Source organism: uncultured Bradyrhizobium sp., assembly GCF_936928535.1.
GTDB lineage: Bacteria > Pseudomonadota > Alphaproteobacteria > Rhizobiales > Xanthobacteraceae > Bradyrhizobium.
On the sequence record NZ_CAKZHY010000061.1, the window covers coordinates 37,452 to 63,284 of the forward strand.

Annotated in this window: 23 protein-coding genes; 14 read left to right on the plus strand and 9 right to left on the minus strand. The window is 62.8% G+C overall.

From position 1 onward, the window contains the following. Positions 1-35: 35 nt before the first annotated feature. Complete coding sequence (locus tag Q0687_RS09910) at positions 36-494, plus strand: nuclear transport factor 2 family protein (RefSeq protein WP_298875323.1); 459 nt, start codon at positions 36-38, stop codon at positions 492-494. Between the two features lie 66 nt (positions 495-560). On the opposite strand, the gene Q0687_RS09915 is transcribed toward Q0687_RS09910, so the two are convergent. The 3 genes from Q0687_RS09915 to galE form a co-directional block, all read right to left on the minus strand. After that, positions 561-1,262, minus strand: coding sequence for a fumarylacetoacetate hydrolase family protein (locus Q0687_RS09915; RefSeq protein ID WP_298875325.1), 702 nt, complete (start codon positions 1,260-1,262; stop codon positions 561-563). Positions 1,263-1,297: 35 nt separating this feature from the next. Continuing rightward, entirely contained in the window at positions 1,298-3,100 is a 1,803-nt protein-coding gene (locus Q0687_RS09920; protein ID WP_298875328.1) for an ABC transporter ATP-binding protein, read from the minus strand. Positions 3,101-3,218: 118 nt separating this feature from the next. After that, entirely contained in the window at positions 3,219-4,232 is a 1,014-nt protein-coding gene (galE, locus tag Q0687_RS09925) for a UDP-glucose 4-epimerase GalE (RefSeq protein ID WP_298875331.1), read from the minus strand. Between the two features lie 126 nt (positions 4,233-4,358). Here galE and Q0687_RS09930 point away from each other — a divergent pair, with 126 nt between their 5' ends. Next, a complete protein-coding gene (locus Q0687_RS09930; RefSeq protein WP_298875333.1) occupies positions 4,359-5,396 on the plus strand; it encodes a glycosyltransferase family 4 protein in 1,038 nt (345 codons plus the stop codon). Positions 5,397-5,600: 204 nt separating this feature from the next. On the opposite strand, the gene Q0687_RS09935 is transcribed toward Q0687_RS09930, so the two are convergent. The 4 genes from Q0687_RS09935 to waaF form a co-directional block, all read right to left on the minus strand. After that, positions 5,601-5,909 (minus strand): PilZ domain-containing protein, encoded by a 309-nt coding sequence (locus Q0687_RS09935; RefSeq protein WP_298875335.1) that lies wholly within the window; start codon positions 5,907-5,909, stop codon positions 5,601-5,603. A gap of 2 nt (positions 5,910-5,911) precedes the next feature. Next, a complete protein-coding gene (locus Q0687_RS09940) occupies positions 5,912-6,094 on the minus strand; it encodes a hypothetical protein (RefSeq protein WP_298875338.1) in 183 nt (60 codons plus the stop codon). Between the two features lie 89 nt (positions 6,095-6,183). Next, positions 6,184-6,729, minus strand: a complete 546-nt coding sequence (locus Q0687_RS09945) for an HAD family hydrolase (RefSeq protein ID WP_298875342.1) — start codon at positions 6,727-6,729, stop codon at positions 6,184-6,186. Then, the gene (gene waaF, locus Q0687_RS09950; RefSeq protein ID WP_298875345.1) at positions 6,722-7,792 is read right to left on the minus strand and encodes a lipopolysaccharide heptosyltransferase II; all 1,071 of its coding nucleotides are present in this window, start codon (positions 7,790-7,792) and stop codon (positions 6,722-6,724) included. Before waaF ends, Q0687_RS09945 begins: the two co-directional genes overlap by 8 nt. A 171-nt stretch (positions 7,793-7,963) precedes the next feature. Here waaF and rfaD point away from each other — a divergent pair, with 171 nt between their 5' ends. The 3 genes from rfaD to Q0687_RS09965 all read left to right on the plus strand — a co-directional run bounded on the left by rfaD (position 7,964) and on the right by Q0687_RS09965 (position 12,648). Further along, positions 7,964-8,944, plus strand: coding sequence for an ADP-glyceromanno-heptose 6-epimerase (gene rfaD, locus Q0687_RS09955; RefSeq protein WP_298875348.1), 981 nt, complete (start codon positions 7,964-7,966; stop codon positions 8,942-8,944). 12 nt (positions 8,945-8,956) lie between these two features. Then, complete coding sequence (rfaE1, locus tag Q0687_RS09960) at positions 8,957-10,438, plus strand: D-glycero-beta-D-manno-heptose-7-phosphate kinase (protein ID WP_298875351.1); 1,482 nt, start codon at positions 8,957-8,959, stop codon at positions 10,436-10,438. A gap of 296 nt (positions 10,439-10,734) precedes the next feature. Beyond that, complete coding sequence (locus Q0687_RS09965; protein ID WP_298875354.1) at positions 10,735-12,648, plus strand: SDR family NAD(P)-dependent oxidoreductase; 1,914 nt, start codon at positions 10,735-10,737, stop codon at positions 12,646-12,648. Between the two features lie 527 nt (positions 12,649-13,175). On the opposite strand, the gene Q0687_RS09970 is transcribed toward Q0687_RS09965, so the two are convergent. After that, positions 13,176-14,183 (minus strand): glycosyltransferase family 4 protein, encoded by a 1,008-nt coding sequence (locus Q0687_RS09970; protein ID WP_298875356.1) that lies wholly within the window; start codon positions 14,181-14,183, stop codon positions 13,176-13,178. Continuing rightward, positions 14,180-15,139 carry a lysylphosphatidylglycerol synthase transmembrane domain-containing protein gene (locus Q0687_RS09975; RefSeq protein ID WP_298875359.1) on the minus strand — a complete coding sequence of 320 codons (960 nt, stop codon included), beginning with the start codon at positions 15,137-15,139 and terminating at the stop codon, positions 14,180-14,182. The genes Q0687_RS09970 and Q0687_RS09975 overlap by 4 nt, the downstream gene beginning before the upstream one ends. Positions 15,140-15,414: 275 nt before the next feature. Between Q0687_RS09975 and Q0687_RS09980 the strand changes: the two genes are divergently transcribed. The 9 genes from Q0687_RS09980 to Q0687_RS10020 all read left to right on the plus strand — a co-directional run bounded on the left by Q0687_RS09980 (position 15,415) and on the right by Q0687_RS10020 (position 25,815). Then, positions 15,415-16,404: an SDR family NAD(P)-dependent oxidoreductase gene (locus tag Q0687_RS09980; protein ID WP_298875361.1), complete on the plus strand. Its 990-nt coding sequence runs from the start codon at positions 15,415-15,417 to the stop codon at positions 16,402-16,404. Positions 16,405-16,411: 7 nt separating this feature from the next. Further along, positions 16,412-17,824, plus strand: coding sequence for a mannose-1-phosphate guanylyltransferase/mannose-6-phosphate isomerase (locus Q0687_RS09985; RefSeq protein WP_298875363.1), 1,413 nt, complete (start codon positions 16,412-16,414; stop codon positions 17,822-17,824). 180 nt (positions 17,825-18,004) lie between these two features. Then, entirely contained in the window at positions 18,005-19,009 is a 1,005-nt protein-coding gene (locus Q0687_RS09990; RefSeq protein ID WP_298875365.1) for a Gfo/Idh/MocA family oxidoreductase, read from the plus strand. Between the two features lie 39 nt (positions 19,010-19,048). Then, complete coding sequence (locus Q0687_RS09995) at positions 19,049-20,200, plus strand: DegT/DnrJ/EryC1/StrS family aminotransferase (RefSeq protein WP_298875422.1); 1,152 nt, start codon at positions 19,049-19,051, stop codon at positions 20,198-20,200. A gap of 102 nt (positions 20,201-20,302) precedes the next feature. Further along, positions 20,303-20,560, plus strand: coding sequence for a type II toxin-antitoxin system Phd/YefM family antitoxin (locus Q0687_RS10000; protein WP_298875367.1), 258 nt, complete (start codon positions 20,303-20,305; stop codon positions 20,558-20,560). Beyond that, positions 20,560-20,973 carry a type II toxin-antitoxin system VapC family toxin gene (locus Q0687_RS10005; RefSeq protein WP_298875368.1) on the plus strand — a complete coding sequence of 138 codons (414 nt, stop codon included), beginning with the start codon at positions 20,560-20,562 and terminating at the stop codon, positions 20,971-20,973. Before Q0687_RS10000 ends, Q0687_RS10005 begins: the two co-directional genes overlap by 1 nt. A gap of 118 nt (positions 20,974-21,091) precedes the next feature. Continuing rightward, the gene (gene murJ, locus Q0687_RS10010; RefSeq protein WP_298875372.1) at positions 21,092-22,618 is read left to right on the plus strand and encodes a murein biosynthesis integral membrane protein MurJ; all 1,527 of its coding nucleotides are present in this window, start codon (positions 21,092-21,094) and stop codon (positions 22,616-22,618) included. 260 nt (positions 22,619-22,878) lie between these two features. After that, positions 22,879-23,277, plus strand: a complete 399-nt coding sequence (locus Q0687_RS10015; RefSeq protein WP_298875376.1) for a DUF1127 domain-containing protein — start codon at positions 22,879-22,881, stop codon at positions 23,275-23,277. 228 nt (positions 23,278-23,505) lie between these two features. Further along, complete coding sequence (locus Q0687_RS10020; protein ID WP_298875378.1) at positions 23,506-25,815, plus strand: xanthine dehydrogenase family protein molybdopterin-binding subunit; 2,310 nt, start codon at positions 23,506-23,508, stop codon at positions 25,813-25,815. The last annotated feature ends 18 nt before the right edge of the window (positions 25,816-25,833 follow it).

Genomic DNA, 25,833 nt, shown 5'->3' on the forward strand with positions numbered 1-25,833 from the left:
GACACCACGTTGCCTGAATCAAAACGGAGCAGGCAATGGGCTCGTTGCCACTTGCAAACACCGCGACCGTGCAGTTCTTCCGCGAGTGGCTGGAAACGTTCTCAGGGTATGTCCGCGAGGTCGACTACGCCTCGGCGCGGCCACTGTTTCATCCTGAAGTCCTGGCGTTTGGCACACACAACGATGTCATCCCCGGCCTCGATCAGTGGGTCACCACGCAGTGGGACAACGTCTGGCCGAAGACGAGCGACTTCCGATTTGTGCTCGACCAGATCTCGATCCTGGCGTCTTCCGATAGCTCCATGGTGACGGTGATCGCGCCGTGGACGAGCACGGGCTACCATCCTGACGGTCGCGCGTTTCCGCGCCCTGGCCGCGCCACCATGATCTTTTCGAGGAATGGTGATCGCTGGCTGTGCGTGCATTCGCACATGTCCCTCAATCGCGGTGTGCCCCAGACAAGCCACGCCGACCGGCCGGTGAAGGCCTGGTAGAGCCAGCGGAAATGAAAAGGCCCCGAACGATGTTTGGGGCCTTTTGATTTCTAGGTGCCGTGCAGCTTATTCCGGCTGGCCGATGCTCACCTTCAGTGTGCCGACGCCGTCGACGCCGCATTCGAGCTTGTCGCCAGGCTGGAGCTGCGACACGCCGGCCGGCGTGCCCGTCATGATGATGTCACCGGCGGCGAGCCTCACCTGCTGCGAGAGCTGCCAGATCGTCTCCGGCACGTTCCAGATCATCTGTTCGAGATCGCCTGTCTGGGCTTCCTTGCCGTTGACCGTGAGCCAGATCTTGCCCTTGATGGGATGGCCGATCTTGGAGGCTGGCTGAATGGCGGAGGCGGGCGCCGAGCCGTCGAACGACTTGCCGATCTCCCAGGGGCGCTCCTTCTTGCGCGAGGCGATCTGAAGGTCGCGGCGCGTGAGGTCGATGCCGACGGCATAGCCGTAGACATGGTCGAGCGCCTTGTCGGCGGGGATGTTCAGCCCGCCGCTCTTCAGCGCGACGATCAGCTCGACCTCGTGATGCAGGTCCTTGGTCAGCGGCGGATAGGGAATGGTGGCGCCATCCGGCACGAGCATGTCGGCGTGCTTGGCGAAGAAGAACGGCGGCGCGCGCTCGTCATTGCCCATCTCGCGAATGTGCTCGAGATAGTTGCGGCCGACGCACCAGATGCGACGCACCGGATAGCGGCCGGCCTCGCCGACGACGGGGAGCGAAGCCTGGGGCGGAGGCGGGATCACGTAGGAGGCGGCGTTCATGAGGCGGTCTCGCTGCTCTTGAGGTGGGGAGAACTCTATGCGGTGGCGCTGATCGGCGCCAGAGCGCCGGCGTCGTGATGTTGCAGGCGGAAGAACGAGGCGTAGCGGCCCGAGCGGCGCAGCAGTTCGTCGTGACGGCCCTGCTCGACGATCTCGCCGCCCTCGACCACGAGGATGCTGTCCGCGTGCATGATGGTGTGCAGGCGATGCGCGATCACGATGGTGGTGCGGTTCTGGCAGAGGTGCTCGATCGCCTCCTGCACCTGCCGCTCGGACTCGGAATCGAGCGCGGCGGTTGCTTCATCGAGCAGGATGATCGGCGCGTTCTTGATCAGCGCGCGCGCCACCGCGATGCGCTGGCGCTGGCCGCCGGAGAGCTGCGTGCCATGCTCGCCGACCGGCGTGTCATAGCCGAGCGGGAAGCTCATGATGAAATCATGCGCGCAAGCGGCCTTCGCGGCCTCGATGATCTCGTCCTCACCCGCGCCCGATTTGCCGAAGGCGATGTTGTTGCGGATGGTGTCGCGAAACAGATAGACGTCCTGGCCGACATAGGCGGTCTGGGCCCGCAGCGATTTTCGCGAGATCGCGCCGATCGACTGGCCGTCGATGACGATGTCGCCTTGCGTCACCTCGTAGAAGCGCAGCAGCAGCGCCAGCACGGTCGACTTGCCGCCGCCGGACGGGCCGACCAGCGCCGTGACCTTGCCGGGCTCGGCAACGAAGCTCATGCGGTTGAGGACGGTCTCGCCTGAGCGGTAGGAGAAGCTGACATCGCGCAGGTCGATGCGGGCGTCGGTGAGCTTCAGCGCCGGCTTGTCGTCGTCGGAATGCTCGCTCGCCGGGCTGTCGATGATCTCAAGCAGCATCCGTGCGCCGACGAGCTGACTGTTCAAATCGATATTGAGCCGCGCCAGCCGCTTGGCCGGCTCGGTCGCCATCAGGAATGCGGTCATGAATGAGAAGAAGGCGCCCGGCGTGGCGTTGAGCGCGACCACGCTGTAGCCGCCATAGAGCAGGCAGCCGGCGACTGCGAAGCCGCCGAGCATTTCCATCAGCGGGTTGGAGCGGTTGGCAACGCGGGCCATCTTGTTGGCGTTGCGCTCGACGATCGCGATGTTCTCTTCGATGCGCTTCTGCATGGTGTCTTCGAGCGTGAACGCCTTCACCGTGCGGATGCCTTGCAACGATTCCTGCATCGTCTCCATGATGTCGGCGGTGCCGGTGAACTGGTTGTAGGCGAGGCCCTTGATGCGCTTGACCAGCTTGCGCAGCACCAGCATCGCCGGCGGCACCGCGACAAGGCCGATGAGCGACATCAGCGGATCCTGCCACACCATCACGCCGATCATGGCGACCAGCATCAAGAGGTCGCGACCGACGGCGTTGACCAGCATGTTGAGCACGTCCGTGATCGACTTGGCGCCGGCCGTGAGCCGCGCCAGGAATTCGGACGAATGCCGTTCGGAGAAAAAGCCGACGCTCTCGCGCATCAGTTTTGCGAACAGCTGGCGCTGGTTGGTGGCGAGGATGGCGTTGCTGATCTTGGTCAGGATCACCATGTGGCCGTAGGTCGCCACGCCCTTGATGAACAACAGAATCACCGTGATGCCCGAGAACATCGCGATGCCCGGGATGTTCTTGTCGACATAGGCCTGGTTGATGACTTGGCCGAGCACGTAGGTCGCGCCTGCGGTCGCACCCGCGGCAGCCGCCATCAGCGTGAAGGCCACGAGGTAGCGCCGCCAGAAGACGACCCCCTGTTCCATGACCAGGCGGCGGATGAGGATCATCGCCGCATAGGGATCGTCGGTGATTTTCTTTGGAAACTGGGCCATCCGTAGTCCATTGACGGCGCTGGGAAAAGCCTGCCCGCGCGTCAGGGATCGAATGGCCTCTGTGCCCGCTAAAGCTGCGCTTTTCAAGCCCAATTAAAGGCTTGCGCAGGATGCGATTCTAGGCCGAGACGGCTTGGCGAAGCTCGCCGTGGCGCTCCCGGAACAGCTTGTCCTCCCAGGCCAGCGCGTGGGCCGCGATGATCTCGAGGTCCTCGTATTGCGGCTTCCAGTCGAGCAGGCCGCGGATGCGGCTGGTGTCGGCGACCATGGTCATGATGTCGCCGGGCCGACGCGGGGCGTATTGTACGGCGAAGCTGCGGCCCGAGACACGGCGCACCGCGTCGATGGTTTCCAGCACTGAATAGCCGCGGCCATAGCCGCAATTCAGCGTGGTCGAGGCGCCGCCATTGCGCAAATAGGCCAGCGCCGAGCGGTGCGCCTGCGACAGGTCTGTGACGTGGATGAAGTCGCGGATGCAGCTGCCGTCCGGGGTCGGATAGTCGGTGCCGAACACGTCGATCTTGGCGCGCTGCCCGGTCGCCGCCTCGACCGCGATCTTGAGCAGATGTGTGGCGCCGACGGTAGCAAGCCCGATGCGCGCCTGCGGATCGGCGCCGGCGACGTTGAAATAGCGCAAGGTGACGTACTGCATGCCGTAGGCGGCGGCGACGTCGTGCAGCATGATTTCGGTCATCAGCTTCGACGAGCCGTAAGGCGACAGCGGCCGGGTCGGCGCGTGCTCGGGCACGGGCACCTGGTCCGGATTGCCGTAGACGGCGGCGGTCGAGGAGAAGATGAAGCGGCCAATGCCGCGCTTGACTGCGACGTTGAGCAGATTGCGCGCGGTGGTGAAGTTGTTGCGATAATAGCCGAGCGGATCGCGCATCGAGTCCGGCACGACCACGGAGCCCGCGAAATGGATGATGCTTTCGACATTATGCTGGGCAATCACGCCCTCGAGCAGGTTCTCGTCGCCGGCATCGCCGATGAACAGCGGCACGCGCTCGGGCAGATAGGCGGAGAACCCGGTGGAGAGATCGTCGATCACGACGACATCCTCGCCGGCTTCCGCCAGCGCCAGGACCGTGTGACTTCCGATATAGCCGGCGCCGCCGGTGACTAGCACAGTCATGATCTCACCCGTCCTCGATCAACGCGCCAAGTTAACGTCTGCGTGGTGAAGAGGGGGTATCGGCGGTCTTGAACTGGTCACTATGCTTAATGTTGCGTATAGGAGACGCACCAAACGGAGCATGACGTGGCGAATTCCCCCAGCGATCTCGAAGTGATCGTGCCAAATTTGCACAGGCGCTATTCAGGGGTCACCGCGACCAACCGGATGGTGGCGCCGCGGCTGGCAAAGCTCTTTCACGCGGGCTGGTTCGGCTCGGACGCGCCGGAGGGGATTGCGCGGCTCGGCTTCAGTGTTGTCCTGAAACTATGGCGCCGCAAGTCGCCCGTGATCTGGCATGCGCGGCGCAATAACGAGATGATCGCAGGCGTGCTACTCCGCGCACTCGGCTGGCCGCTCAAGCTGGTGTTCACCTCGGCGGGGCAGCGCCATCACAGCTGGATCACGCGTTGGCTAATCCGTCAGATGGATGCGATCATTGCGACATCCGGCATCTCCGCCTCGTTCCTGAAAGTGCAATCGACGGTGGTACCCCACGGCGTCGACACCGACACCTATGCACCGCCGAAGGATCGCGCCGCCGCGTTCGCAGAAAGCGGTTTGCCGGGTCGCTACGCCATCGGCTGCTTCGGTCGCGTCCGCGCGCAAAAGGGCACGGATGTCTTCGTCGATGCGATGTGCCGGCTGTTGCCGCTCTATCCTGACTTCACTGCCGTCATCGTCGGTCAGGTCACAGCCGAGCAGATACCGTTTGCGAATGATCTGAAGAGTCGCATCGAGGCTGCCGGCCTGCAATCGCGCATTGTCATCACGGGCGAGCTGCCGATCGAGCAAGTGCAGCGTTGGTATCAACGATTGACGATCTACGCCTTCACCTCGCGCAATGAAGGTTTCGGCTTGACGCTGATCGAGGCGATGGCGGCGGGCAGTGCCCTTGTCGCCGCGCGCGCCGGTGCGGCCGAACTTGTGGTGGAGGATGGCGTGAGTGGCGTGCTGATTGCGCCAGGTGATGCTGAGGTCCTGGCGGCAGCGCTGGAGCCGCTGATGCGCGATGTCGCTAAGGCGACTGTGATGGGTAAGTGCGCACGCGAGCGAGTACTCGCCAAGTTTAGCCTGAACGCGGAAGCGGCTCGGATCGGCGAGATCTATCGGCAGCTACTCTGAAGTGCTTTTGCAATGCGAAAAAGCCCATGCACAGTGGCGGTGCGAACCAAGCCAATTGCTCGCCAGCGCGGACGATCGGAATGCTGATTTCCGAAGTTTGTTTGCCTCGTCGGACAAAACAGTTGTAGTCGGCATCATCCCAAAAACTGCAGACGGCATTTCGCCGCCGGGCGCGCAATTCGGCGACCCTCATGTACGTCTTGATCAGGCCGACGTCTCGCGGCTCGACTTCTTCCTGGTCTTCTGACGCAGGAAGCTGACTTCGAGCGCGTCGCCATTGACGCGATCGAGCTGGCATCTGCGATAGGCAAGTCCGGTTGAAGAAAGCACGAGGAAGAACTCGTTCAATACAAGCCCCTCAATGGAGGTCTCGACCTGGAGCGTGGCGGAGGTCTCGGACACGTGCTTAACCTGGCAGGGGCGGCGCCAGGTGCCATCTACCGCCATCATCTGTGCCGTCAGCGGCCGCTCGAAGACGACGCGATGGCTCTTGCGTTCCTTGTCTGTGGACATGTCTAGCGTTTCGTCTGCGGCTGCGAATAGGCGCCTGCGACTCTTGTTGTTGTGTGCGGCGCCGGGCGCAGCCTGCGCTCGTAAGTGTCAGCAAGATCGAGCAGACGCTTTTTGGTGAACGAGTCCGCTTTGGTCGCGAGCTCGCGGATCTCTTGAGCGCGCACTTTGATGAAGTTTTCGTCCATCGACTGTATCCTCCGGAAAGCCAAGGATGCCAAGTCTTCCCAAAGGTGTAAGCAACATATGTTAGGCTGAAGCGATCCGACGGATCGCTCTACCCCCGCTTGGACTGGGCAATCACGTTGGTCACAAACGCATCGAGGTCGCCGCCGGGAAAGAGAAAGCTTGGCAGTCCAAGCGCTTTACCGGCCTCGAGATCTCTCAACTGATCTCCAATCACAAAGCTGCCGTTGAACAGCACCGGCCAGTGCTGAATCAGATCGCGCAGCATTCCGGGCGCGGGCTTACGCCAGTCGTGCTCTTGGTTGTAGCCGGCGACCGTTCCTTCCGGATGATAGGGACAAAAACGGATGTCGTCGATCCGCGCACCTTCGCGGGCAAGCTCGTCGCGCATCCAGTCGTGCAGCTTCTTTACGTCAGCTTCGGTGAAAAGACCTCGCGCGACGCCGGACTGGTTGGTGAACACGAAGACCCAATAGCCGGCTTCGTTGAGGCGCCGTATGGCCCTGCTGACATTGGGCATCCAGCGGATGCGGTCACGCGTGGCGATATAGGCGTCGTCGTGGTTGATGACGCCATCGCGATCGAGGAAGGCGGCCGGCTTCGCCGCGCGCCTGTCAGACCTTTGGCACTCAGACATCTACGAATCGCTCTCTCCCGGCAAGAACGTCTCTCGCAATCCCTACCACCTCACTCGCCGCGATATCCCGCATGCAGCGATGGTCATTCTTCCTGCAAACCGTGAGTTGGCACGGTTGGCATGAAAGCACGCTCTTATGCTGAACCACGGTTGCGGCGAGGCCATTGAGGGGCGCCCAAAGATAGGGGCTGGTCGGGCCAAAGATGCCCATGGTGGGCGTGCCCAGCGCGGCCGCGATGTGCATCAGGCCTGAATCATTGGAAATCGCGACGCCGGCCGCCGCCATGGCGAGTACGCCATTGCGCAAATCGTTGCCGGTGAGATCGCGCACGCCGGGACTGCCGGCTGCGACGATCTCCTGGGCGAGGCCCTTTTCGGCAGGGCCGCCCACCACCCAGACCTCCAGCCCGCGCTCGATCAGCAGGCGGGCGGCCTCGGGATAATAGGTCCAACGCTTGGAGGGGCCGACCGAGCCGGGGGCGAGCGCCACGGCGGCGCCGCTGGAGAGGCCGTTGGCTTGGCGCCAACGGGCGATCTCGTCGGCCGGGACGCGCAATTGGGGCACCGGCCATTCGGGGGGAAGCGGCGCGCCATCCGGCTGGGCCAGAGCGGCATTCTCGTCGATGAAGCGGGGCAGCTTGCTCTCGCCCCAGCGCCATCGGTTGATGAGTCCAAACCGGAATTCGCCAATCCAGCCGACCCGTTCGGGGATACCGGCCAGCGTCGGCGCGATGGCGGCCTTCCAGGTACGGGGCAGCACGAGGGCCGTGCCGTAGTTCCGCTCGCGCAGGAGCTCTGCCAAGCCGAACTGGCGGCGAACCGCTAGGCGGCTGCGCGGTAAATCCCATACGATCCCGCTGCGCACACCCGGCATATAGTCGACCAGGGGAGCGCAGAGAGTGGTCGTCAAGAGATCGACCGGCCGATTCGGCCAGCGTTCCTTTAGGACCCGAACAACCGTATGATTCCGAACGAAATCGCCGATCCACATATAGGGGATGATCAGGATCGGTCGCGTGTCGCTACGTTCCCCACTCCGGTCAAAATGCGAATCAATATTCATTCTTTGATTGACCAAGACGCCCTGATGCCCGCTTCGGTTATCCGCTTCAGACCGGCAGGTAAAGACGGCAGAAGCAAGTCCAAGAGCGTCAACCCAAACCGCTTACACTTTTGTGGATGATGCGCTACGGCAGGGCTTGGACCGCAAAAAATGTTCAGGCAGGTATTTGGAATGTTGCTGGTGACTGGCGGAGCCGGTTTTATCGGATCGAATGTCGTTGCTGCGCTCAACGAGGCCGGGCATCCTGGTGTCGTGATCTGCGATCTGCTGGGCAGCGAGGGCAAATGGCGCAATCTGGCAAAGCGCCAACTTGTGGATATCGTCCCCCCCGCCGAGCTCCATGGATGGCTGAAGGGCCGCAAGTTGGACGCCGTAATCCATCTTGGGGCAATTTCCGAGACCACCGCGACCGACGGCGATCTCGTAATCGAAACCAATTTCCGGTTCTCGACGCGCCTGCTCGACTGGTGCACGGTGAACACGGTGCCGCTGATCTACGCCTCTTCCGCCGCGACGTACGGAGACGGCGCGGAGGGTTTTGACGACGATGCCTCGCTGCCGGAGCTGAAAAAGCTGCGGCCGATGAATCTTTACGGTTGGAGTAAGCATCTCTTCGATCTTGCGGTCGCCGGGCGCGTCATGAAGGGCGATCCGCTGCCACCTCAATGGGCAGGGCTGAAATTTTTCAACGTGTTCGGCCCGAACGAATACCACAAGGGTACGATGATGAGCGTGCTGGCGCGCCGCTTCGACGACGTCAAGGCAGGCCGTGTTGTTCAACTATTCAAGTCTTACCGAGATGGCATCGCCGATGGCGACCAGCGCCGCGATTTTATCTATGTCGACGACGTCGTGCGCGTCATTCTATGGCTGCTGGCGACGCCCTCGGTGTCGGGGCTGTTCAATGTCGGCACCGGCAAGGCGCGCAGTTTCCGGGAATTGATGCTGGCTGCGTATGCAGCGCTCGGCACCAAACCCAATATCGATTACGTCGACATGCCCGAGCAGATCCGCGGCAGCTACCAATATTACACGGAGAGCAAGGTCGATCGTCTATACCGTGCCGGATATAACGGTGGCTTTACGACGCTCGATGACGCGGTGAAGGCCTATGTCGGGAACTTTCTCGACCGGCCAGATCGCTTCCGTTGAGGCCTATTCATCATGCCGACGCCCATTCTCGATTTCGATGCTCTGGCACAAGCGATCTCTCAGCGCACGGTGCTCTGCATCGGCGACATTATGCTGGACGAGTTCGTTTATGGCGAGGTGTCGCGAATATCACCGGAAGCGCCGACACCAGTTCTCGCCGCCCAGCGCAGCGAGATCCATGTCGGAGGCGCCGGCAATGTTGCGCGCAATGTAGTGTCCCTCGGTGCGCACTGTGTCTTCGTCGGTCTCGTCGGCGAGGACGATGCGGGCGCGCGCCTCGGCTCCGCGCTAGCAGGATACGCCGGCATTGAAAGCGCGCTGGTGTGCGACCCATCACGGCCGACAACTCGAAAAGTCCGCTTTGTCTCCGAACATTTTTCGACACATATGCTGCGCGCGGATTGGGAGCAAGCGCTGCCCGCCTCCGACGAGGTCGAGACGGAATTGATCAAGGCGATCCTACCGCAAATCGCGCGCGCCGATATTGTGCTGCTGTCCGACTATGCGAAGGGCCTGCTGACTGCGCGCGTGATCCGTCACACCATCGATGCCGCGCGACAACTCGGCAAGCCCGTGATCGTCGATCCCAAGAGCCTGAACTGGGCGATCTATCGCGGCGCCACGTTGCTGACGCCCAACCGCAAAGAATTTGCCGAAGCGACCCGTAGCCGCGCCGACACGCCGCAGAGCGTCGTCGATGCCAGCGAGGACGTGATGCGGCTTGCCGATTGTGAGGCGATCCTAATTACCCAAGGCGAGCACGGCATGACGTTGGTGCCGCGTCATGGCGAAGTCGTCCATGTTCCAGCTTTCCCGGCGGAGGTGCGCGACGTCTCCGGCGCGGGCGACACCGTCGCTGCCACGCTTGCGGTCTCGATCGCGGCAGGAGCTGATTGGGACACGGCGCTGCGCATGGCAAGTGCCGCTGCCGCGGTGGCAGTCGGCAAGCAGGGCACTGCCAGCGTCAGCGTCGACGAGGTGCGCCGAAAGATTCTGCCGCATGCGACACTCGCGGCCGAGGAGAAGGTCGTAAGCGCTGCTGCATTCGATTACCAGCTGGCTGAATGGAAAAGGCAAAAGCTGCGCGTCGGCTTCACCAATGGCTGCTTCGACATCCTACATCCCGGCCACGTCAAGGTATTGACTGCGGCGCGTGCCGCCTGCGATCGCCTGGTCGTCGGTCTCAATAGCGACGCGTCAGTGCGGCGGCTTAAGGGCGCTGACCGCCCGGTTCAAGACCAGCGGGCTCGTGCTGAAGTGCTTGCTGCGCTCGAGGCCGTCGACCTCGTCGTTATTTTCGAGGAAGACACGCCAATCGATCTGATCACCCGGATCGCGCCGAGTGTTCTGGTCAAAGGTGGCGATTATACACGCGAACAGGTGGTTGGCCACGAGGTGGTCGAGGCCGCCGGTGGAACGGTCGTGCTGGTTGACATCCTCCAGGGCTTCAGCACGACGGCGCTCGTCCATCGCGCGCGCGGGGGGGCGACGTGACCGGACTTGCGTGCGAGGCGACTCTTCAGATTCTGCGGCGTTTTCGCTCTCCGGTGGTTTGGCGCGAGAAGGCCGATCTGTTCGCGATTCCTACTGTGGTCTCGCTGCCGTGGTTGACATCGCTCACGGCGATCTCTCGGCTTAGATATTTACCGGCGGCATGTTGGCTCGGGTCCGACAAGCCGAAGCGAAGGTGGGGAAGCGGTTTTGAACGGCCGCGTTGCTGGTAAGTCCTATTGAGATAGGCTATCAGCGCGGTCAAGTTGTACCTAGTAGGAAATTCATCAGGTCGGCGGATGACGCGACTTTCTCACCTAACCTTGCGCAATTTTATGATCGCCCTCCACGACCTGCTGGCGACGACAGCGGCGTTGTTCGCGGCATTCTATTTGCGTTTCGAAGGTGGCAACGACTTCTACGACCGGCTGCCGCTTTTGCTGCGGATCCTGCCGTATTTCCTCGCCTTTAGCGTGGTCGTGTTCTTCATATTCAACTTGACCACAACAAAATGGCGCTTCATTTCACTCCCGGATGCAATGAACATCATCCGCGTCGCGACCGTGCTAACGGTTGCACTGCTGGCGCTTGACTACATCTTCGTTTCTCCGAACGTTCGCGGCGCCTTCTTCCTCGGCAAGGTGACGATCGTACTCTACTGGTTCCTCGAGATCAGTTTTCTTAGCGCGCTGCGCATGGCTTATCGCTATTTTCGCTACACGCGGGTACGGCGCCACGCACGCACTGAGGATGCCGCGCCGACGCTGCTGATCGGTCGCGCGGCAGATGCAGAAGTGCTTTTGCGGGGTATCGAGAGCGGGGCGATAAAGCGGATCTGGCCGGTCGGTGTCTTGTCGCCGTCGAACTCGGATTGGGGACAGCTAATCCGCAATGTGCCGGTTCTGGGTGGTATCGACGACATTGGGGACGTCGTCGCCGACTTCGCTAAGCGCAATAAGCCGATCACGCGCATGGTGATGACCCCATCTGCATTCGAGCCAGAGGCCCATCCGGAATCAGTCCTGATGCGAGCGCGAAAGCTGGGAATAATAGTCAACCGCATGCCCTCGCTAGAGAGCGGCGACACGCCGCGGTTGACAACTGTCGCAGTCGAAGATCTTCTGCTGCGGCCGAGCGAGAAAATCGACTATGCTCGCCTTGAAGCCCTGATTAGGGGCAAGGCGGTGATCGTCACCGGTGGTGGCGGTTCGATAGGTTCGGAGATCTGCGAGCGCGTCGTCGCTTTCGGCGCCGCGCGCATCCTAATCCTAGAGAATTCCGAGCCCGCACTTTACGCGGTTACCGAGTCGCTTGCCGCGCACGGCGCGGATGTCGTCATCGATGGGCGGATCGCAGATATCCGCGACCGCGAGCGAGTCATGCGCCTGATGGCTGAGTTCAAGCCTGATATTGTGTTCCATGCAGCGGCCCTCAAGCACGTGCCTATTCTCGAGCGCGATTGGAGCGAGGGTGTCAAGACTAATATCTTCGGCTCGATCAACGTAGCCGACGCGGCGCTTGCCGCCGGAGCCGAAGCCATGGTGATGATATCGACCGACAAGGCTATTGAGCCGGTGTCGATGCTGGGTCTCACCAAACGATTCGCTGAAATGTATTGCCAGGCGCTCGACCATGATATTGCTGCAGCCGCCGCTGGCGCCAAGCCGTTGACCCGGCTGATCTCGGTTCGGTTCGGCAATGTACTGGCCTCGAACGGCTCAGTGGTGCCGAAATTCAAAGCGCAGATCGAGGCAGGCGGCCCGGTGACGGTGACGCATCCCGAAATGATCCGCTACTTCATGACGATACGCGAAGCCTGCGATCTAGTCATAACGGCAGCGACACATGCGCTCGGTACCCAACGCTCCGATGTCTCGGTTTATGTCCTCAACATGGGGCAGCCAGTGAGAATCGTCGACCTCGCCGAGCGCATGATCCGTCTGTCAGGACTGCAGCCGGGCTACGACATCGAGATTGTATTCACAGGCATGCGGCCGGGCGAGCGCCTGAATGAAATCCTGTTTGCTTCGGAAGAGCCAACCCGTGAGATCGGCATCGTCGGAATTATGGCCGCGCAGCCGATTGAGACGCCCTTGCAGACACTGCGCAAATGGATCACGGCGCTCGACCAGGCGATCGCTCGGGATGACCGGTCGACGATCAGGACTATTCTCAAGGACGCGGTACCTGAATTTGGGTCGACTGCAGCGTGAAAAACAGCGTCAAAGCAGGGCTACGGTTGCGAGCTAGTTAGCGATCCGCCGAATTCCCGGCGGTCTTGGCCGAGACTGCCTGCTCACTTGGAGCGATCTTTTGCTGCCCGCTTGCCTGGGGCGCCCGTCGCCGGCCCGGTCGCGCGCGTTATCGCTTCAAGACTCGGATGGGAGCGTGTCCGTGTTGCTGTTGCGCTACGCTTTTAATGCGCCGCTCCTGCAACTGCGTCGGCAACTTCGTACTAAATTAGCAGCCCAGCATTTGTTATGTGCCTTACGCGTGATTGATACTACGTGGTTCGAGAGAGCGGGTCGCGATGCTCACGTTTATTCTCGTCTAGCTAACGCGCCCCGCAAGAGCCCAACTCTATTCGGGATTTCGTAGAAAGTGTTGGAATCTCCGCTTATTGTACTCAGCCGGTACGCGTGAAAAATCTGACGCGCTGGCACCGATTTTGGTGCCCCAGGCGGCAGCGGCCGAATGTCACGCCGGGAGGCGCTTTCAAGGCTTGCGGCCAGCGTCGTGCTCAGGCTGCGTGAGTGCGTGTGAACCGCCGCAGTACGACTGCGAGGGCGATCGCGCCTCCCAGCATGGCGAGCAGCGTGACCGTCTCTGAATCGGCGTAAATGGTAAGGATGGCCAGCGCCGCTAGGACGAGGTTGAGTACGAACACTTCGCCGATGATTTGGGAAACGGTGAAGCCGTTGTCGGTGGCACGTTGGTAGAAATGCGAGCGATGCGCCGACCAAAACTGCTCGCGTCTTGCGATCCGGCGGAAGAGTGTGATGGTGGAATCGGTAAGGTAATAGGATGGCAGCAGCAGCGCTGCGGATGCCTGCCCGCGCCAGGCGAGCTCAAGCAGGCACCAGCCGAGCAGAAGGCCGATCGGAAGACTGCCGACATCGCCCAGGAACACCTTCGCAGCCGGCTTGTTGAATGGCGCAAAGCCGAGCATGGCACCGCACAGCGCGGTGGCAATCGACACCGCCGGCCAGGATAAGTCGCCGAGCAGGCCGAGCAGCAGCAGCGCAGCGCTGACCGGCACCACTTCCGCCACCGTCATCAAATCAAGCCCGTCCATGAAGTTGACGAGGTTCACGAACCAGACGCCCGCGAGCAGGATGAGCCCGCGCTCCAAAGCGAGTGGCAGCGCCGGCGCGATGCGCGCGGCCTCGGGTGCGTTGAACACCACGGCTCCGACACAGGCGGCTTGCAGCACGAGCCGCACCAGCACCGGCAGCGATACGATGTCATCAGCGAAGCCGACCAGCGCGATCACGATGGTTGCAATCACCAGCGCCTGAGGGATCGCCACGCCCGCCCACGCAGCCCACGCGGATGCGACGAGCAAGGTCGCTGCGATCACCGCGATGCCGGCGCCCTGCGGGGTCGGAATGCGGTGCGAGGAGCGCGCGTTGGGCCGCGCCAGCGCGTAGCGCTGCAGTAGGGGACGGCTGGTCCAGGTGATGAGTGCCGAGATCAGCGCGGCGATCGCAATGGCGAGCAGCAACGGCACGATGGTGAGCGCGTTCACTCGGGAACCCCGAGCTGCGCCGAGCCCTGCGCGGCTTTCTCCGCGCTGAGAATCCAGACCAAGCCGCCGACGGCGCCGACGATGAAGAACACCGCGCCGAACAGCAGCGAGACGTTGACGCCTTCATTCGCGGCAAGTCCGGCGAAACCGAAGGCCAGCCCCATGGTGGCCTCGCGCACACCCCAGCCGGCGATCGAGATCGGCATCAGGGTGATCAAAATAACCGGCGGCACGAGCAGGAAAACCTGAGCGAAGCTAACGGGGGCTGCGATCGACTGCACCACGCACCAGGCGATGACGGCGGTTAGCACGTGAACGAGCAGGGACAGGATCGCCACCCTCGGCCCGCGCACCGCATTGAAGATGACGCGATTGGCGATCACGGCACAAGCGTGGAGGTGATGCGTCGCCCACCAGGTCTTCAGCCACGACCATTGCAGCGCGCCGAAAACCAGAAAGCCGAGGCCGCCCGCGAGCGCCGCAAGGTCGACCAGCAATAGAGCCGAGCGACCATGCGGGTCGGTAATCAACTGATAGCTCCACGGCAGGCTCGCGACGATGAGAATCGCCAGCGCGATCAGGCCAATGGCACGATCAACGAAAATCGAATAGGTCGCTGCGCGCCAACCGGCGCCGGCGCGCGCGACCAGCCACAGCCGCACCGCGTCGCCGCCGATTGCGGACGGCAGGGTCTGGTTGAAGAAGGAGCCGATCACGTTGTAGCGCATGGCACGGGCGAACTCGAGCGGCGCACCGCACGCAGCGCTGACGTCGCACCAGCGTAGCATGCCGATGAAGATCTGCAGGAACGTCACCGCGATTGCAATGCCGATCCAGAGCAGGCTGGACACCGTGAAGCGCGAGAATAGCTCGGTCAGATCGACCTTGCGCAATGCCAGATAAAGCAGCGCCGCGGAGATCAGGATTTTGGCTGTAGACAGCAGGATTCGGCGCATCTTGCCCGCATGAACAGGGTTGGCGTAGGTTGAGGTTACCCGACGCCAGGCGCCGAATTCGGCCGCTTTGGTATGGTTTTGGCGCCGATCTTGCAATAGCCCTGTTGCGAGAGCTCTCTCTGTCTCCAGACCCTTGTGGGGGCTCTTTACAGTCAAAGTTGCTAGCTATTGCGGTCCCCTCGGGGCGACGTCTAAAAAGGCTGATATTGCCGATGTGGCGACGCATGTTCCGGGATTTGCCTTGGGATGCGCCTTGCGAATTGCTTGGGAACAGGATGACAGATCAGGCGATTTTGGTCACGGGGGCTGCTGGTTTCATCGGCTTTCACGTATCCGGGCAATTGCTGGCCGAGGGCCGGCCTGTCGTCGGGCTGGACAATCTCAACACCTATTATGATCCGGCGCTAAAGCAGGCGCGACTAGCGCTGCTGCGCTGTGAATCCGGTTTCTCCTTCGTGCAGGTCGACCTTGCCGATCGCGAGGCGATGGCGGCACTGTTTGCGCGACATCGATTTGCCAAAGTCGTGCATCTGGCGGCCCAGGCCGGCGTCCGCCACTCGATCGACCAGCCCCACAGATATGTCGATTCCAATCTCCAGGGCTTTCTCAACGTACTGGAGGGCTGCCGGAACAACGGATGTCGTCATCTTGCCTACGCCTCGTCATCGTCCGTTTACGGCGCGAACACGAAACTGCCGTTTTCCGTGCAGGACCGGACCGATCATCCGGTGAGCTTCTACGCTGCGACCAAGAAGGCGAACGAGGTGATGGCGCAATCCTACAGCCATCTGTACAGGCTGCCGGTCACGGCCTTGCGGTTTTTCACCATCTACGGCCCGTGGGGCCGGCCTGATATGGCCATGTTTATGTTCGTAAACGCCATCCTGGCTGACAAGCCGATCCGGCTCTTCAACCATGGTAGGATGCGCCGCGACTTCACCTATATTGACGATGTGACCCGTGTCGTATCCAAACTGATCGATCTTGTGCCTGCGGACAATCCGGCTGCCGCAAATGCGCCGTCTAAAGTCTACAATGTCGGAAATCACCGCCCCGAAGAGCTGATGCATGTCGTCGAACTTCTAGAGCGGGAGCTGGGTCGGACGGCGATCAAAGAATTGCTGCCGATGCAGCCGGGAGATGTGGTGGAAACGTTCGCGGATGTCGAGGATCTGATGCGCGACACCGGCTTTGCACCGTCAACGCCGATCGAGCGCGGGGTCCACAATTTTGTCACCTGGTATCGCGACCACTACAAGGTTTGAAACGACGATGGACAAACGCATTATCCCCCTGATCATGTGCGGTGGTGCCGGCACGCGGCTGTGGCCGGCTTCGCGCGAGGTGCGGCCAAAGCAGTTCCTGCCGCTGTTTGGCGCGCGCTCGACCTTCCAGGACACGTTGTTGCGCGTCTCCGATCCGTCGCTGTTCGATCGCCCTGTCGTCATCACCAATGCGGCCTACCGCTTCATGGTGCTGGAGCAGCTCGCCGAGATCGGCATCGAGGCCGACGTGATCCTCGAACCGATGCGCCGCGACTCCGGTCCCGCGATCGCCGCGGGCGCTGCGTTCGCGCAAGCACGCACCAATGAAGCGATCGTGCTGGCGCTCGCCGCCGATCACGTCGTGCAGGACAATGCCGCCTTCGTTGCGGCGTGCCGCGAGGGCCTTGCCGCCGCGAGCACGGGACGCATCGTCACCTTCGGCGTCAAGCCGGAGCGGCCGGCGACCGAATACGGCTATATCAGCCCGGGTGAGGTGATTTCAGGCGAGGTGCATGCGGTCGCGCGCTTCGTCGAGAAGCCGGATGCGGTGAAGGCCGCCGACTATGTCAATTCGGGCTATCTCTGGAACAGCGGCAACTTCATGTTTCCCGCAAGCCTGCTGCTCGACGAATACCGAAAGGTCGATGCGGCAAGCGTCGATGCAGTGTCCAATGCGGTCGCCAATGCCGGTCGCGATCTCGGCTTCGTGACGCTGGAGCCGCAGGCCTTTGGCGCGGCGAAAGCGATCTCGATCGACTATGCGGTGATGGAAAAGACCGCGCGTGCAGCTGTGGTGCCGGTATCGTGCGGCTGGTCCGACGTCGGCTCCTGGCGTGCGGTGTGGGAATTGTCCGACAAGGATGCGCAAGGCAATGCGGCGCACGGCACCGTCGTGTTTGAGGAGTCGCACAACTGCAACGTCACGACCGATCATGCGCTGGTCGCGCTCGAAGGCGTCGACGATCTCGTCGTGGTCGCAACTGCCGATGCGGTGCTGGTCTCGCGGCAGAAGGATGCCAACGGGCTGAAGCGCCTCGTCACCAAGCTGAAGGCGGTCGCGCCCAAGGTCACCGAGGAGCATCTCAAGGTGCACCGCCCCTGGGGCAGCTATCAGTCGGTCGACAATGGCGAGCGCCACCAGGTCAAGCGCATCGTGGTGAAGCCGGGCGGGCGGCTGTCATTGCAGAAGCATCATCATCGCGCCGAGCACTGGATTGTCGTCCGCGGTGCGGCCCGCGTCACCGTCAACGAGACGGTGAAGACGGTGCACGAGAACGAATCCATCTACATCCCGATGGGCGCGGTGCACCGGATGGAGAACCCCGGCAAGATCATGCTGGAACTGATCGAGGTCCAGACCGGCTCCTATCTCGGGGAAGACGACATCATCCGGATTGAAGACGATTATCAAAGGTCGTAACCAGCGAACTCCGAATCACGCGCTCCGGGCCGAAATGCCCGCTTTCTGCAGCTAAGGCCCGGAGAACGTGTAACTTTTTGAATCAAATCGTGTCCGGCCAATTTGGCGGGCATTCGCCACGTCTATGGCACCCGTGCTAGAAGCGGCCCGGGGATTTGCGTTGAATCGGGGTTTGCTCAGATGAGTTCCATGGGGTCACAACCGGCAAAGGCCGGCCTGCGCGTCGGCGTCGTCGGCGCGGGCGTGATGGGCAGCAACCACGCGCGCGTGCTCGCCGGTCTGCCCGGCGTCAGCCTGGTCGGCGTGGTTGATCCTTCGCCGGCGCATCGGACGCGCGCGACCGAGCTTGCCGGATGCAACAGCTTCGAGACGCTCGACCAACTGCTCGCCGAGGGCGTCGACGCCGTCACCATCGCGGCGCCAACCCATCTGCACCACGAGGTCGCGCTCGCCTGCATTGCCAAAAACATCCACGTGCTGGTCGAGAAGCCGATCGCCTCGACGGTGAAAGAGGGCCGCGAGATCGTCACTGCTGCGCAAAAGGCCAGCGTCACGCTGATGATCGGCCATGTCGAGCGCTTCAATCCGGCCGTGGCCGCGGTCAAGCAGGCGATCGCGGGCGAGGATATTCTCTCCATCGCGATCACGCGCGTCGGCCCGTTCCCGCCGCGCATGTCCAATGTCGGCGTCGTCATTGATCTTGCCGTGCACGACATCGACCTGATCCGCTGGTTCACCGAGTCAGACATCGTCGAGGTCCAGCCGCAGCTGTCGAGCGCGGTCGCCGAGCGCGAGGACATCGCGCTCTTGCAGTTCCGCACCGCCAATGGCGTGCTCGCGCATATCAACACCAATTGGCTGACGCCGTTCAAGGCGCGCAGCGTCACGGTGGCGACCCGCGGCAAATACGTGATGGGCGATCTCTTGACGCGCCAGGTCACCGAATGCTTCGGCTTCAGGCCCGACGGCAGCTATTCGATGCGGCATCTGCCCGTCGGCCATGACGAGCCGCTCCGCGCCGAACTGATCGCCTTCCTCAAGGCAGTGCGCAACGGCGAGACCCCTGCGGTCACCGGTGACGAAGGCGTCGCCAGCCTCGAGATCGCGACGCAGTGCCTGGAGACGCCGTCACGGCCTGCAGCGACGTCGCCCGCCCTCAAGGGCCCGCGCCGCGTCGCCGGCTAAACCCTTTCCATGTCGAACGCTCAAAACCCGCAAGGCGCCATGAACCAGCATCTGCGTTCCGAACCCATTCCCTTCATCGATGTCGCCTCTCAGCGCGTCCGGCTCGGTGCGTCGCTCGATGCCGCCGTCAAGCGCGTGATGGACCATTGCCAGTTCGTCAACGGCCCCGAGGTCTTCGAGTTCGAGAAGCAACTTGCGTTCTATTGCGGCGCCAAGCATGTCATCGGCTGCTCCAACGGCACCGATGCGCTGCTGATGGTGCTGATGGCGAAGAATGTCGGGCCCGGTGATGCCGTGCTGTGTCCGTCCTTCACCTTCATCGCGACCGCGTCGCCGGCGGCACGGACTGGCGCGACGCCGGTCTATGTCGACGTCGACGAGACGACCTTCAACATGAGCCCGGAATCGCTCAAGCGCGGCGTTGCGGCCGCGCGCAAGGCCGGCTTGAGGCCGGTCGCCGTCATTCCGGTCGATCTGTTCGGCCAGCCCGCCGACCACGATGCCATTGCCGAGATCGCCGCGGCCGAAGGCCTGTTCATCATCGATGACGCCGCGCAAGGTTTTGGCGCCAGCTACAAGGGCCGCAAGCTCGGCACCTTCGGGCTCGCCACCACGACCAGCTTTTTCCCGGCCAAGCCGCTCGGCTGCTTCGGCGACGGCGGTGCCATCCTCACCGACGACGACGAGCTTGCCGCGACCCTGCGCAGCATCCGCGTGCACGGGCAGGGCACCGACAAATACGACAACGTCCGCCTCGGCCTGACCGGCCGGCTCGACACCATGCAGGCCGCGATCCTGATCGAGAAGCTGAAAATCTTCGACGACGAGATCGCCGCGCGCAACAAGGTCGCCGAGCGCTACGCGCGGGGCCTGTCCAACGTCGTGACCGTGCCGCGCCTCGCGCCCGGCAATACCTCGGTCTGGGCGCAGTACACGGTTCGCCTGCCCAAAGGTACCGACCGCGACGGCTTCGCTGCCGCGCTGAAGGCACAGGGCGTGCCGACCGCGGTCTATTACGGCAAGTCGATGCATCAGCAGTCGGCCTACCGGCAATATCCTGTCGCCGAGGGCGGCTTGCCCGGATGTGAGAGCCTGTCGCAGGTCGTCATCAGCCTGCCGATGCACGCCTATTTGACCGAAGCCGATCAGGAGCGGGTTATCGCCGCCGTGCATGGGGCGCTTTCGGCCTGATTCCGCCGTTTGCATCCCCGGCAATCGGGCGGATTTCATGCATTGACGGAAACCCGACCGTTTCGTATTCTAGCTAGAAATTCTAGCTAGAATGGATCGGTCATGTCCCGGCGCAATTGGTCCATCCAGGACGCCAAGAATCGGTTCAGCGAGGTGGTCGAGGCGGCGCGGCGCGCGCCGCAGACGGTCACCAAGCACGGCAAGCCAACCGTCATGGTGGTCGACGTGGCAGAGTATGAACGCCTGCGGCGCCTCGAACGCGCGAAGGCTCCCTCCTTTGCGGACGTGTTACTCGCCATGCCTCAGGATGATCGCGAATTTCCGCGGGCGAAAGTCCGGATGCGCGAGCCCGGAATCTGATGTTTTTGATCGACACCGTCGTTTTGTCTGAGTTGCGCAGACGCGAACGCGATCCGGGTGTCGTCAGGTGGTTCGAGCGCCAGCGTACCGCGGATCTTTTTCTCAGTGTCGTTAGCATCGGCGAAATAGAGCGTGGGATCGCCCGACAAAGCACGGCCGACGCGGGTTTTGCGGCGGCGCTTGCTGCTTGGCTGGACCAGGTTGTGAACCTCTATGGTGAGCGGATCGTACCGTTCGACTTGCGCGCGGCACGTCGTTGGGGCGCGCTGAGCGCTGCCCTTGGCAATGACAGCGCCGATCTCATGATCGCGGCCACTGCGCTGGAAAACGGCTTCACCGTGGTCACGCGAAATGTGTCCGACTTCAAACCCGCCGGGGTTACGGTGCTCGATCCTTTCAGCCACAGAACTTGATCCTCATGCCGAGGTCGCCGTGGCCGTTGTGGAAAGGCAGCCAGCCGAATGACCGATTTTTTGCCTTATCAGACCTCACAGGCTTATCGGTCGATCGATAACGTTCTACAGGAGACGCATGCTCGGACGCATCTTCACGGTTGGTGGTTACACGCTGCTCTCGCGGCTGACGGGGTTTGCCCGCGACATCATGCTCGCGGCGATCCTCGGCGCCGGTCCCGTGGCCGACGCCTTTTTCGTGGCGCTGCGGCTGCCCAATCATTTCCGCGCGATCTTCGCCGAAGGCGCCTTCAATGCAGCCTGGGTGCCGGCCTATGCGCATGTCCATGGCGAGAAGGGGGAGGGCGCGGCACGGCTGTTCGCTGACCGCATCTTCACGCTGCTCCTGACCTCGCAGGTGGTGCTATTGGTCGTCGCCTGGCTGTTCATGCCGCAGGCCATGAGCATTTTGGCGCCGGGCTTTAGCGAGGATGCCGAGCAGCGCAAGCTCGCGATCGAGCTGACCCGGATCACCTTTCCCTATCTGCTCCTGATCACGCTGGTGACGCTCTATGGCGGCATGCTCAACGTGATGCAGCGCTTTGCCAGCGCCGCGGCCGCGTCGATCTTCCTCAATGTCGCGATGATGATGACCTTGGCGCTTGCGGCCTGGTTTCCGACCGCCGGCCACGCCGCGGCCTGGGGCGTCCTCATCTCGGGCTTCATGCAATATTTCCTGCTCGCCGGCGATCTCGCTCGCCACGGGGGCATGCCGCGTTTCGCGCCGCTCAAGCTCGACGAAGACGTCCGCGCCTTCTTCAAGGCGCTGGGACCCGCGACCTTGGGCTCGATGGGCACGCAGGTCGCGCTGTTCGCCGACACCATCATCGCGACCTTCCTGCCCGCAGGCGCGCTGTCGGCGCTGTATTATGCCGACCGCCTTAACCAACTGCCGATCGGTGTGATCGGCATCGCCATCGGCACGGTGCTGCTGCCGGAGATGTCGAAACGGATCACGGCTAACGACCATGACGGCGCGATGAAGGCGCAGCGCCGCGCCTTCGATTTCACGTTGCTGTTCTCGATCCCGTTCGTGGCGGCCTTCCTGACCGTGCCCGACGAGATCATGCGCGCGCTGTTCGCCCGCGGCGCGTTCTCCAAGGCCGATGCGATCGCCGCCGGCGGCACGCTCGCGGCCTATGCGATCGGCCTGATCCCTTTCGTGTTGATCCGGAGCGCAGTTGCGACCTTCTACGCCCGCAAGGATACGGCGACGCCGGTCCGGGCGTCGCTGACCGGCATCGCCGTCAACGTCGCGCTGAAAGTCGCCCTGATGGGCTCGCTGGCCCAGATCGGCCTTGCGCTCGCAACCGCCGTTGGCGTCTGGACCAATCTCCTGCTGGTGCTGTTCTTCGCCATCAGGCGCGGCTTTCTCGTGCTCGACCGCGCTTGGCTAATGTCGCTCGCCAAATTCCTGCTGACCGGCGTGATTCTGGCGGTGGCCTTCTGGCTGATCGCACGGTTCAGCGGTGCTTCGCTAGGCGCGATGCGCTTTCATGACGAAGTGACGCTGGTGCTGCTGGCCGTCGGCGGCACGATCGTCTATGCGCTCGCAATCCTCCTGCTGTTCGGCCGCAGCTGGCTGCTCGTGCTGGTGCGCGGTTAGCGCGAAGAGGTGCTCGCCTCCAGGATGCACCCGACCACTGCACATCTCTTGATTTTGCGCGATTGCCGTGCTATTGGCCGCCCATGATTAAATGCTCGCGCAAAGTCAACTTCTGGAACATGACCCGCTTCGGCTGGGCCGTGGAAGGAGTCGTGCGCTAGCAATTCGACGACGACATCTTTTCCACCAGGCCCCGCCGGCATCGGACGGGGCCTTTTGTTTGGCCACGCTCCCTGTCGGCACAACAGCAGGAGCGTACGATGCCACCACAACTGACGGATATCTCACCCGGGATCGGGGCTGACGCCGCAAGGCGCGGCCTCAGTCTCTCGATCGTGTCGGCCAAGAGTGCGGTCGATCAGGCACTGGCAGCCCGCCTCAAGGCGTCCGCTGCGGCGCTGGACGACGCTTTGTCGGAAAAGGACGCAGCCGGGCCGCCGGCCGCATCGACGCAAGGCCTGCTCGGTCTGCTCAAGCGGGCTTGGCGTGCGTATTGGCAGCTGCGCCATGGCCAAGCGCTCGACCTGTACGATCTGAGCGACAGAGAACTGATGGACATCGGCCTGACGCGCGGCGAGCTTGACTACATTTCACCGCAGCGTGCCATCGATAATCTGAGAGACAGCACGCGCTATCTCTGGAACCGCGGCGGGATGTAGATGATCAACTGCAACACCTGCGCTCTGAGAACGAGTGGCGACTTAGTACGGCCGCTTGTTCTCAGACTTGCGCGGTGAGGCCATCGGGTCGACTCAACGACGTCGGGGGGCTCTGACAGGCGAGGTACGAGGCATTTTTTTGCGGGGCCGACCCGCCTAAACCCGTTTGCACTGCCAGTTTTTCCACGGCAATATGCCCCCAAAACAACCATAGGACGGGACAAGACAATGGCAGCCCCCATCAAGTTCGGCGTCGGCCAAAGCGTGCTGCGCAAGGAGGACGACGCGCTGATCCGCGGCAAGGGCCGCTATACCGACGATTACGCGCCGCAGGCCGCGCTGCGCTGCCTGGTGCTGCGCTCGCCGCATGCGCATGCCAAGTTCACCATCGATGCCAGCCGGGCCCGCACCCTTCCCGGGATTGCGCTGATTCTGACCGCCGCCGAGGTCGCCGATCTCGGCAATCTGCCGTGCCTGTTCAATCTCGAGACCGATCCGTTCACCGGCCCGCCTTACCCGATCCTCGCCAAGGATGAAGTGCGGCATGTCGGCGATGCCGTCGCCTTCGTAGTCGCCGAGACCATCGACCAGGCGCGCGACGCGATCGAGGCGATCGAGGTCAAATGGAGCCCGCTGCCGGCGGTGACAGGCGTGGTCAACGCCGTGAAGAAGGGCGCACCGCAGGTCTGGCCGGACAAGCCGGGCAATGTGCTGTTCGACGTCTCGATCGGCGACAAGAAAGCGACGGAGGCCGCCTTCGCCAAGGCGCATACGGTTGCCGAAATCTCCATCGTCAATCCGCGCGTGGTCGCGAGCTTCATGGAGACGCGCGCGGCGGTCTGCGAATACGACGCCAAGGCCGATCATCTGACACTCACGGTCGGCAGCCAGGGCAGCCACCGCCTGCGCGACATCCTGTGCCAGAACGTACTCAACATCCCCACCGACAAGATGCGCGTGATCTGCCCCGACGTCGGCGGCGGCTTCGGCACAAAACTGTTCCCGTATCGCGAATACGCCTTGATGGCCGTCGCGGCGCGCAAGCTGAAGAAGGCCGTGAAATGGTCGGCCGATCGCTCCGAGCATTTCATGGGCGATGCGCAGGGCCGCGACAACGTCACCACCGCAAAGATGGCGATGACTGAGGACGGCAAGTTCCTTGCGATGGATTGCGACCTGATGGGCGACATGGGCGCCTATCTGTCGACCTTCGGACCCTATATCCCTCACGGCGGCGCCGGCATGCTGCCGGGCCTCTACGACATCCAGGCCTTCCACTGCCGCGTGCGCACCATCTTCACCCACAGCGTCCCCGTCGATGCCTATCGCGGCGCCGGCCGGCCTGAGGCCGCCTATGTCATCGAGCGCCTGGTCGACGCCTGCGCGCGAAAACTCGACATGACGCCGGATGCGATCCGCCGCAAGAATTTCATCCAGCCGAAGGCGCTGCCCTACAAGACCGCGACCGGCAAGGTCTACGATTCCGGCGATTTCGCCGCGCATCTGAAGCGCGCGATGGAGATCGGCGAATGGAAGGAGTTTTCAAAACGGGCCAAGGCGGCCAAGAAGAACGGCCTGATCCGCGGCATTGGCCTTGCGAGCTACGTCGAGATCTGCGGCGTGATGGGCGAAGAGACCGCGAACGTGCGGCTCGAACCCAACGGCGACGTCACCGTCCTGATCGGCACGCAGTCGAGCGGGCAGGGGCACCAGACCGCCTATGCGCAGATCGTTGCCGAACAGTTCGGCCTGGCGCCCGAGCGCGTGCACGTCCGTCAGGGCGATACCGCGGAGATCGCGACCGGTCTCGGTACCGGCGGCTCGGCCTCGATCCCCTCAGGGGGCGTCAGCGTCGAGCGGGCGACGCGTGATCTGGGTACGAAGCTGAAGGAGATCGCGGCGCAGGCGCTGGAAGCGAGCGCGGGCGATCTTGAGATCACCGACGGCGTGATCCGCATCGCCGGCACCGACCGCTCGATCTCGTTCGCCGATCTCACCAAGCGCGCGAGCGCCGATCCGTCCAAGCTGAAGGGAACCGCGACCTTCGCCAGCGCCGACGGCACCTATCCGAACGGCACGCATCTGGCCGAGGTCGAGATCGATCCGGCCACCGGCATCATCAAGATCGTCAACTACGTGATCGTCGACGATTTCGGCAAGACGCTGAATCCGTTACTGCTGGCGGGCCAGGTCCATGGCGGCGCCATGCAGGGCATCGGCCAGGCGCTGATGGAGCAGGTGGTCTATGGTGCGACCGACGGCCAGCTCATCACCGCTACCTATATGGACTATGCGCTGCCGCGCGCCGCTGATGGTCCCGCCTTCGTGTTCGAGACCAACAATATTCCCTGCACGACCAATCCGATGGGCGTGAAGGGCGCGGGCGAGGCCGGCGCGATCGGCTCCTGTCCGGCGGTCGTCAACGCCATCGTCGACGGGCTCTGGCGCGAATACAAGATTGATCACATCGACATGCCGGCAACCCCGGAACGGGTGTGGATCGCGATCAACGAGCACCATCGCCGCCACAGCCTGTGAGGCGGCCGCCGCGCGGCC

Excerpts from the sequence above, each read along its gene's own strand:
- rfaE1 (WP_298875351.1), top strand. The coding sequence starts at position 8,957 with ATGCCGACGCCCATTCTCGATTTCGATGCTCTGGCACAAGCGATCTCT.
- Q0687_RS09975 (WP_298875359.1), bottom strand. The coding sequence starts at position 15,139 with ATGCGCCGAATCCTGCTGTCTACAGCCAAAATCCTGATCTCCGCGGCG.
- Q0687_RS09935 (WP_298875335.1), bottom strand. The coding sequence starts at position 5,909 with ATGTCCACAGACAAGGAACGCAAGAGCCATCGCGTCGTCTTCGAGCGG.
- Q0687_RS10005 (WP_298875368.1), top strand. The coding sequence starts at position 20,560 with ATGTTTTTGATCGACACCGTCGTTTTGTCTGAGTTGCGCAGACGCGAA.
- Q0687_RS10000 (WP_298875367.1), top strand. The coding sequence starts at position 20,303 with ATGTCCCGGCGCAATTGGTCCATCCAGGACGCCAAGAATCGGTTCAGC.
- Q0687_RS09915 (WP_298875325.1), bottom strand. The coding sequence starts at position 1,262 with ATGAACGCCGCCTCCTACGTGATCCCGCCTCCGCCCCAGGCTTCGCTC.
- Q0687_RS09920 (WP_298875328.1), bottom strand. The coding sequence starts at position 3,100 with ATGGCCCAGTTTCCAAAGAAAATCACCGACGATCCCTATGCGGCGATG.
- Q0687_RS09965 (WP_298875354.1), top strand. The coding sequence starts at position 10,735 with ATGACGCGACTTTCTCACCTAACCTTGCGCAATTTTATGATCGCCCTC.
- Q0687_RS09910 (WP_298875323.1), top strand. The coding sequence starts at position 36 with ATGGGCTCGTTGCCACTTGCAAACACCGCGACCGTGCAGTTCTTCCGC.
- rfaD (WP_298875348.1), top strand. The coding sequence starts at position 7,964 with ATGTTGCTGGTGACTGGCGGAGCCGGTTTTATCGGATCGAATGTCGTT.
- Q0687_RS09985 (WP_298875363.1), top strand. The coding sequence starts at position 16,412 with ATGGACAAACGCATTATCCCCCTGATCATGTGCGGTGGTGCCGGCACG.
- Q0687_RS09980 (WP_298875361.1), top strand. The coding sequence starts at position 15,415 with ATGACAGATCAGGCGATTTTGGTCACGGGGGCTGCTGGTTTCATCGGC.
- Q0687_RS10020 (WP_298875378.1), top strand. The coding sequence starts at position 23,506 with ATGGCAGCCCCCATCAAGTTCGGCGTCGGCCAAAGCGTGCTGCGCAAG.
- waaF (WP_298875345.1), bottom strand. The coding sequence starts at position 7,792 with ATGAATATTGATTCGCATTTTGACCGGAGTGGGGAACGTAGCGACACG.
- Q0687_RS09940 (WP_298875338.1), bottom strand. The coding sequence starts at position 6,094 with ATGGACGAAAACTTCATCAAAGTGCGCGCTCAAGAGATCCGCGAGCTC.
- galE (WP_298875331.1), bottom strand. The coding sequence starts at position 4,232 with ATGACTGTGCTAGTCACCGGCGGCGCCGGCTATATCGGAAGTCACACG.
- murJ (WP_298875372.1), top strand. The coding sequence starts at position 21,092 with ATGCTCGGACGCATCTTCACGGTTGGTGGTTACACGCTGCTCTCGCGG.
- Q0687_RS10015 (WP_298875376.1), top strand. The coding sequence starts at position 22,879 with ATGCCACCACAACTGACGGATATCTCACCCGGGATCGGGGCTGACGCC.
- Q0687_RS09990 (WP_298875365.1), top strand. The coding sequence starts at position 18,005 with ATGAGTTCCATGGGGTCACAACCGGCAAAGGCCGGCCTGCGCGTCGGC.
- Q0687_RS09945 (WP_298875342.1), bottom strand. The coding sequence starts at position 6,729 with ATGTCTGAGTGCCAAAGGTCTGACAGGCGCGCGGCGAAGCCGGCCGCC.
- Q0687_RS09995 (WP_298875422.1), top strand. The coding sequence starts at position 19,049 with ATGAACCAGCATCTGCGTTCCGAACCCATTCCCTTCATCGATGTCGCC.